We start from the raw sequence: 7,912 nt of genomic DNA on the forward strand, positions 1-7,912 counted from the left end.
CAGTTTTCGCCGAAATTTCAATATTCAAGCCGTTCGAGCGGACCAGCCCTGACGGGCCGGGCTGATCCTTTGCCAGGGCTGCGCCCTGCGGCGCGCGGTCCAGGTCCTCCAAAGCAACAGGATCGCACCGGCAGTCCGGTCCGATCGCGTTTCTTCTCCGAACCTGACCCGCTCCCTTCACCTGGAACAAAGTCCGGCTGAAAGCCGGTCATCTTCACTTCGAAGGGGCTCCGCCCCCCGTCAGGTCAAGGATAAACCGCTCCGCGGCCTGCTGCGGGGTTTCCCCACGCTCCGCGCTTCGCTTGTGCGCGTGGGTGATGCCCCTCCCCGCTTCCGGTCCTTGACCTGCCGCCCCGTTTCCGACGACGCGGAAAATGAAACGAGCCAACTCGGCGAAGTCAGGAAACGGAGCAAACCAATGAACCAAGACAATTTCACAGCAACCTACAGCCCGGAAGACAACAAACTGCGTATCTATGTCGACTACAGGCTTGATGCGGAAACATACGCCCGCTTTAGAGAAATGGGTTTCAAGTGGGCACCGAAACAAGAATTGTTTGTAGCCCCGAAATGGACCCCTGCCCGCGAAGACTTCTGTCTTGAGTTTGCTGGCGAGATTGACCCGGAAATGACCACGATTGCAGAGCGGGCCGAGGCAAAGGCCGAGCGCCTGGATGCTCTTGCGGACAAGCGGGACTGTGAATCAAACGCATTCATGAAGGCCGCTGACGATCTAAGCCAAGCGTTCTATATGGGCCAGCCTATCCTTGTAGGGCATCACTCGGAGCGCAAAGCGCGGAAGACGCAAGAGCGCATGCACAACGCCATGGACAAATCTGTCAGGGCTGCAAAGTCCGTTCAGTATTGGCAATGGAAAGCTGCTGGCGTTGAGCGTTTCGCTAACATGAAGAACAATCCCCGCGTCAGGGCAAACCGTATCAAGACATTGCTTGCTGATCTGCGTGAATGCCAACGCACTCTCAACCATGCGGCCATGTGTCTGAAGATTTGGGAAAGGGCGACGTCAGACGAAGCAATCGAAAAACTCTCAGACATGCACCTTAAAAGTGGCTCTCTCTGTTATTGGGACCATCAGCGGGCGTTCCGTGAGGGGAAAATGACCGCTCAGGAATTGCGGGACATTTCCATGCGCACTTCGCAGTCCATCATTGACAACCAATCCCGCCGCCGCTGGATCAATCACATTTTAAACCGCCTCGCTTACGAACGTGATTTGCTGGGATCGGTCGAGCGCTACGAAGGCGAATTGACACCGGTCATCCTGCAGGGTTTCGCCCGTGAACACGGAGCCCATAAGCCCCAGGGCAAGACTAGTGAAAGAGGCTTTGAGCTGACCAGCTCAGTAACGTTGCCGTTTCACTTCGCCAATTCAACAACGCTGGATTTGAGCGCGGACGAATGGCGCTATCTGATGCAGGCGGTCGGTTACACCGTACCAGCAAAGAAACCGGGTTTGCCGCCGATCCTGAATTTCAGAGCGGAGGAATTGGTTTCGCCTAGTCGGGGCTACAACGATCAGGAAAGAAAGTTCCGCCAGGTCGAAATGACCAAGGCAGAATACAGCGCAGTCCACAAAGAGTCTCGCTGGGTAGAAAACAGTGTTTGCGGGAACTTCCGTTTTAAGGTTGCTCCAGATCCCGAATACAAAGGGCCGGGCTTTTCCGCGCCACGCGTCGCCGTCTTCCTCACTGACAGCAAAGTTCACCCTGCTCCTGATGGCTTTAAAGCGCAGTCCGAAGCCGCTTGAAGCACCCGACAGGGGAGAGGGGGGTAAAAATTTTTACCCCCACTAAACCGAACTCAAACACTCGTTTCCAGGTAAGCCAATCATGAAGAAATCAGTCTATTCGCGCCCCAGCAAACCAATGTTCATTACGGTTCAGCGCCGCAACAGCCGGGCCATTCCCAAAGCCCCGGAAATCAACGAGCCGCTTGTCGTCGGCAAATTCAGCGAATGCCATGTGACGCCGTTCGCAGTGGCCCGCCGCATGGTCGAATACCTTGGACCGCAGGGTGACTACAACACCTTGGAGCCGAGCGCCGGGACTGGCGCGCTAGTATCGGCTTTGCTGGCAAGTGGTCATAGTCAAAATGAGATTTGCACCGTCGAGCGGCACCACAAGCTTGCGGCCCAAGTTGGTAAGCTTGGCGTCCCGGTCATTCAGGCGTGTTTTCTGGAATATGCGGATGAGGTCAAAGGCAAGGTTGAGTTTCCACGCATCATCATGAACCCGCCTTTCTCCCAGGTGCGCAAGCACATCAAAGCCGCCTTGTCGCTTCTTGGCCGGAACGGTCACGACGAACCCGCCGTGATTGTCGCCCTTGTGCCCATCACTTACGAAAACGAGGACGCAGAGACGCTTGAGACATTGCCGGAAGACACGTTTTCCACCTGCACGGTCCGGTCAAAGATAATACGTTTTGTGAAGGAAAGTTAGGAGCTGTGCCGAGTCGGTAGTCGCGAATCTCTCAGCAGAGATTCGCGTTTACTCGCGACCCAGTGCTTCCGATCAGGTAGACCCACACTGGTTTTCAACCGACACCTGACACCTAATCTCCGGTCCTGATCCACTTGGTTGAATCGGGCTAAATTGCGCATTCAGAGATTCAGCCTTTGATTTATTTAAGTTTTTTCGTCTCTTGTACGGCTGACAAACAGAAAGGTGCGTGCAATGTCATTTCTACTGACGTTTCTCGCAAAAGGTGTTAATTTCGGTTAACCAAATATTGCTTGCGTAAGTCTCTCAATTCGGCATATTCCCGTTATATGGAATTTTTCGCCTAAAAAGCGTTACTATACCGGGTGATGAGCAATGGACGTTATATCAGAGTCCGAAACCACTTTCGATCAAATGATCCTCGCGCAAGGCGAGTTGATCTCCGATAAGCTCAATATCTTGCGTATGGAGCAGTTTCCTCCAAATGCAAAGAAGGGGCTCCGTGCTTTCTCTCTTGCCGAAACTGCTTATTTCCTTGGGGTTACTCAATCTAATATCAAAAAGCTTCACCTAGCAGGTGAAGGGCCGACACCAACAACTTCTTCATCAGGACGGCGGTTCTATACTGCCGAGCAGATTCTAGAGCTGCGCAAGTTCATGGCTGAGCGGGCCAAAGGTGGTCCAAAAAAGTACGATCCACGCAGAGACGATAGCGAGGAATTGCAGGTCATCTCTGTTGTCAATTTCAAAGGTGGCAGTGGGAAAACTACGACCGCGTCGCATCTGGCGCAGTTTCTCGCGCTAACTGGCCACAGGGTGCTTGCGATCGATCTTGACCCGCAAGCCTCTCTTTCAGCCCTGCACGGGATCCAGCCAGAGTTAGATGGCACGCAGTCGCTCTATGAAGCGTTGCGATACGACGAGGACAGGGCAAGTATCCGGGACGTCATTCAGCAGACAAACTTTCCCAATCTTCACATCGTACCGGCAAGCTTGGATCTTCAAGAGTATGAATACGATACTCCCGTTGAGGCCGGTAAAAGGGAAAATTCAGCGGGACAACTCTTCTTTCTTCGCATCTCAGAGGCATTGAAAGAAGTCGATGACGAGTATGACGTCGTCGTGATCGATTGTCCTCCGCAACTCGGTTATCTGACACTTACAGCGCTAACGGCCTCAACGTCGGTTTTGGTGACAGTGCACCCTCAGATGCTCGACATTCTTTCTATGAGCCAGTTCCTCTTAATGCTGGGCAGCATTCTTGGCAGTATCAAGGAAGCAGGTGCAGACATGAACCTCAAGTGGTTCCGATACCTTGTGACCCGCTTTGAGCCACAAGACGGGCCACAAATGCAAATGGTTGGCTTCCTTCGTGCGTTGTTTCCCAAACTGGTTCTGTCCCACGAAATGGTGAAATCGACGGCAATCTCAGATGCCGGCATCACCAAACAGACCGTCTACGAGATTGAAAAAGCTCAATTCAATCGTGGAACTTATGACCGTGCGATCGGAGCATTGAACGGTGTCAACGAAGAGATCAGAGATCTCATTCATAGCGCCTGGGGACGAACGTGATTTCTTTTGTCAGCCGTACAAGTGGCGCAAAAACTGTTTGAAATCAAAGCGGATAAGAGCCGATGAGCCGAAAGCACTCACTTTCTGAACTAGTTGGACAAGATAGCGATACGCTACAGCAACCAGAAAAAGACGTTAGAACACGTGCAGCTTACGTGCGGCGTGGTGCGTCTAGAGCAATGCAAAAGTCACTAGGCGATATCGCGGAAAACGCCAAACTTGTTGCGAAAGGCGACGTGATCTTATCACTCGACCCGGACGACATTGACGAATCCTTCTTTGTTGATCGAATTGAAGAGGATGAGCAAGAGGACGCGGCGCTTTTGGAAGCCATTAAGCGGGATGGCTACAATTCAACACCGATATTGGTACGACCACATCCCGAAGACGAAAAACGATACATGATCGTGTTCGGTCATCGACGTTGGAGATGTGCGAAACGTCTTGGGATCAAAGTACGAGCTGTCGTCAAATCAATCGAAGATATCGCTCACGTCGTCGCCCAAGGACAAGAAAACAGTGCACGCTCGAATTTGTCCTTTATCGAAAAATCGATGGCTGCAGCAAAGCTTGAAGGCATGGGACAGACGCGAGAGACAATTAAATCGGCCTTGTCGATTGATGATGCTTTGGCGTCCCGAATGCTCTCCGTTGCATCCACGATTGACCACAAGATTATTTATGCAATCGGAGCAGCTAAGAAAATTGGACGAGACCGTTGGGAAGAGATGAAACGACTCGTTCTCAATCCCAAAGTGTCGAATGTTGCATTGGAAAAAATTAGAGACCCTGACTTCGCGGAACTTGAATCGAACGAGCGATTTGAATGGCTTTTAAAGGCAGTCAAGGACACGGGGCGTACTGCAAAGGCTCGTAGCAAAGCGCGCGTTAAAAAGACCACTTGGACTTCGGATGACAAAAGCCTCGCGGCCAATATTCAGCGATCAAACAGTGGGTTTCAGCTGAAAATCAATGCTGCTTCAGCAGGGGAGTTTGGAGACTTCATAGCCAAGAATCTTGACCGGCTTTTTGCTGAGTTCAATTCAGGGGAGGGGAGAAATGAGTAGCTCTTGAAAGCAAAGAACCCGCCACTGGGGCGGGTCCTTAATGAGATAAGCACGAGTGCCTAAGATCTCTCTGTAGCATTTGAGATTCTAGAATCACTTGCCGCGCAAAGCAAGCTTTGTCTTTCGGCAAAGAACGGTTTGTTGCGCCTTTTTGCTTGTCTCGCATCAAAATTTTGAACGACCGGCTGCATAGAACTGCTTCCGGCGAAGGAGGACGTATGTCTTCAACTCAACAGATTGCGAGTTTCCGCAAAGTATCTGTCGGGATTCTTGCGAGTGCGCAATTGGCTGCGCAGGACAACCGGCCGGAAGTCTCAAAAAAAGATATTTCGCTTGTCCTGAAGCGTGTCGCGCCGGCTCTTGGCATCGATGGTACCGCTTATCACGTGCTTGATATTCTGCTCGGCCTGGTTCAGTCGGATGATTTCAAGCCTGGCCGACGCCCTGTTGTGGCGATCTCCAATCAAAGGCTGGCCGAATACACCCGTCGTACTTCGCGTACGGTGACCCGCTGTTTGAAGAAACTCGTCGAAGCAGGCGTCCTGGCTTATCGAGACAGCCCTACCGGCCGTCGTTATGTCTATCGCGGCAGGGGAGGGCAGGCAGAACAGGCATACGGCCTGGACTTCACACCAGCATGCTTCAATCTGCAAGCTTTCAAAGCCCAGGCAGACGCTTTCCAGCGCCGTCTGAAAGCTGAACAGGAAGCCAGACGTGCGATGACCCGCTTTTCCCGTGCAATCGCCGATATGGCTGGGGTAGACGCCGAGACGTTCCAGGAATGCGTGGCTCAGGCGCAATATCTGCTTGGACGGTCAGAGTTGAGCCTGTTTGATCGGGCAGAGCGTTTGCAAGCCCTTTATGAAGAAGCTCTGAGGCTGCTGGAAACAAAGGAAATAGAATCAAAACAAGAAGATATGTCATGCGCGGGTGACATTGATGTCAGCCCTTTATTTATTACAACCCATCCCGACTCTCTAAAAAGTAATAAACAGCGGACTTGCTCTAACGAGCAAGACACTAAATTTCCTTCCGACAACGGCTACGCCGTTGAAATGGCTCTAGAAAAAGAGCCTTGCGGCGGGCATTCGAAAACTCAACCACCGAAACCACAAGCGGACAGGTTCAAGCGAGGCAAACGGGCAGAAACCAATCTCGATGGTGTCTCCATAGGCCTAATTCAGTCAGCCTGTTCGCAGGTTCAAACTGAAACCGGACTTTCCTTCACAAACTGGTCGGATCTGTGTGGGGCCGCGGATCAGTTACGCATTCTGATCGGGCTCAGTCCGGCCGGATACCAAAACGCTGTTGAGCGCCAGGGGCAATATCTGGCGGCGGCCTGCCTGGTTGTCGTCGCCGAGAAGGCGTTGAGGGATCCGGAGCAGATTACGTCTCTGGGCGGTTATTTCCGCGCAATGATCGATAGGGCAGGGGAAGGCAAGCTGCACCTGCATAAATCACTGCATGGGTTGGTTTAGGTCTGTGGGTGCGCCGATTGTATGGGAGAGGCTGAACGAGAAAATTTGGTATATGCTTGGGATATACTATATAAAGTATATGCTGGTGATATGCCGAAGGAGGTGAGACGATGACCACAGCCAAGCTTTTTACAAATGGGCGCAGCCAGGCGGTGCGGATTCCGAAGGATTTCGCGTTCAAGGGAATTAGTGAAGTATCGGTTCGAAAAGAAGGCGATAAGCTTATCCTGGAACCGATCCGGAAGTCATGGACCAGTCTTGCAGCAGCAGGCAACGCAGATCAGGACTTCATGACGGATCGTCCGGATTTGATGGACGTCGAAAGGGTGAAGTTTTGACGCTCTACATGATCGATACGGATATCTGCAGCTACATCATGAAGCAAACGCCGGCAGGACTGCTGGCCAAGATGGAAACACAGGTTGAGCAGGGGCACGACATTTGTATTTCCGTTATCACTTACGCCGAGCTGCGCCTCGGGGCTGAACGCTCTCAGGCAAGCGAGAAATATCACCGGCTTATTGACGAGTTTTCCGATCGGCTCGATTTTATTGCAGACTGGTCAACAACCGAGGCAGACAGGTTCGCGTCACTCCAAGCAAGATTGTTTGCATCAGGCACTCCCATAGGCGTCAATGACACAATGATCGCTGCTCATGCAATGTCGATTGGTGCTGTGCTCGTGACAAACAATCAGCGGCACTACTCACGCGTTGAAGGGCTGGACCTCGACAATTGGATGGAAAACCAGCACTGACTTTGCCGTCACCGAAGGGATCATGTCGGCCCGCCTTTCATTGGTCACTTATTGCCGCAAGCTTGCGAAGCCGGCCAACCCTTTATCTATCTGAATTACGGGTTCGAGTGTTCAAAACTGGACAAAGTTCAGAACAATCAGACAACAGCTAAGAGCAGTTGCCATTCGTTGTGTCGCGCCTAAATGGCAAGATGCGGGACAAAACGTACATGTTACGCTTTGACATCACTGATCTGATGGCAAACCTCGAACACCGTTACCTCTTGTGGGATTCCTTCATTTGTTGTTGCGTGTTCACAAAAGGTCGGCAGGCCAGGTGGGATAACGGTGTCTGATCGGGCAACACCAAGAAAAATGTGCTTCGACTGCTTTGGGGTAATCGGAAACCAGCATGGATCATCGAAAGTCCCGGCATAGATGCCAATCGCATCTGGAAATCGTTCGAAACTGAGCCAGAGTTTCGTGCCACAGTCCTGGCAAAAATGGACATGGACCACTTTTCCCGACCCTACAGACACTTGATCGTAGATTTTGGGAGAACCGGAAAGAATAGCGAAGTTGTCGGCCTCAAAGATG

Annotated in this window: 8 protein-coding genes; 7 read left to right on the forward strand and 1 reads right to left on the reverse strand. The window is 51.9% G+C overall.

What is annotated here, in order from left to right; translation table 11 throughout:
* Window positions 1-628 precede the first annotated feature (628 nt).
* The 7 genes from K5905_RS21855 (at window position 629) to K5905_RS21885 (ending at window position 7,336) form a co-directional block, all read left to right on the forward strand.
* A complete protein-coding gene (locus K5905_RS21855; protein ID WP_297587713.1) occupies window positions 629-1,768 on the forward strand; it encodes a DUF3560 domain-containing protein in 1,140 nt (379 codons plus the stop codon).
* A gap of 82 nt (window positions 1,769-1,850) precedes the next feature.
* Entirely contained in the window at window positions 1,851-2,459 is a 609-nt protein-coding gene (locus K5905_RS21860; RefSeq protein ID WP_297587716.1) for a methyltransferase type 11, read from the forward strand.
* A 375-nt stretch (window positions 2,460-2,834) separates the two neighbouring features.
* Complete coding sequence (gene repA, locus K5905_RS21865) at window positions 2,835-4,034, forward strand: plasmid partitioning protein RepA (protein ID WP_297587719.1); 1,200 nt, start codon at window positions 2,835-2,837, stop codon at window positions 4,032-4,034.
* 62 nt (window positions 4,035-4,096) lie between these two features.
* A complete protein-coding gene (gene repB / locus K5905_RS21870; protein WP_297587722.1) occupies window positions 4,097-5,101 on the forward strand; it encodes a plasmid partitioning protein RepB in 1,005 nt (334 codons plus the stop codon).
* 116 nt (window positions 5,102-5,217) lie between these two features.
* The gene (gene repC / locus K5905_RS21875) at window positions 5,218-6,579 is read left to right on the forward strand and encodes a plasmid replication protein RepC (RefSeq protein ID WP_297587724.1); all 1,362 of its coding nucleotides are present in this window, start codon (window positions 5,218-5,220) and stop codon (window positions 6,577-6,579) included.
* Between the two features lie 110 nt (window positions 6,580-6,689).
* Window positions 6,690-6,917, forward strand: a complete 228-nt coding sequence (locus K5905_RS21880; protein ID WP_297587728.1) for an antitoxin — start codon at window positions 6,690-6,692, stop codon at window positions 6,915-6,917.
* Window positions 6,918-6,925: 8 nt separating this feature from the next.
* On the forward strand, window positions 6,926-7,336 hold the full coding sequence (locus tag K5905_RS21885; protein WP_297587730.1) for a type II toxin-antitoxin system VapC family toxin: 411 nt from the start codon (window positions 6,926-6,928) through the stop codon (window positions 7,334-7,336).
* Between the two features lie 212 nt (window positions 7,337-7,548).
* Here K5905_RS21885 and K5905_RS21890 read toward each other — a convergent pair.
* The coding region (locus tag K5905_RS21890) for a GFA family protein (RefSeq protein ID WP_297587733.1) at window positions 7,549-7,912 on the reverse strand (364 nt) is incomplete at its 5' end.

Source organism: Roseibium sp. (assembly GCF_025698965.1).
Taxonomy (GTDB): Bacteria; Pseudomonadota; Alphaproteobacteria; order Rhizobiales; family Stappiaceae; genus Roseibium.

What these genes read in the sequence shown, in the direction of transcription:
- K5905_RS21880 (WP_297587728.1), top strand. Translation starts at nt 6,690, where the DNA reads ATGACCACAGCCAAGCTTTTTACAAATGGGCGCAGCCAGGCGGTGCGG.
- repA (WP_297587719.1), top strand. Translation starts at nt 2,835, where the DNA reads ATGGACGTTATATCAGAGTCCGAAACCACTTTCGATCAAATGATCCTC.
- repB (WP_297587722.1), top strand. Translation starts at nt 4,097, where the DNA reads ATGAGCCGAAAGCACTCACTTTCTGAACTAGTTGGACAAGATAGCGAT.
- K5905_RS21860 (WP_297587716.1), top strand. Translation starts at nt 1,851, where the DNA reads ATGAAGAAATCAGTCTATTCGCGCCCCAGCAAACCAATGTTCATTACG.
- K5905_RS21855 (WP_297587713.1), top strand. Translation starts at nt 629, where the DNA reads ATGACCACGATTGCAGAGCGGGCCGAGGCAAAGGCCGAGCGCCTGGAT.
- K5905_RS21885 (WP_297587730.1), top strand. Translation starts at nt 6,926, where the DNA reads ATGATCGATACGGATATCTGCAGCTACATCATGAAGCAAACGCCGGCA.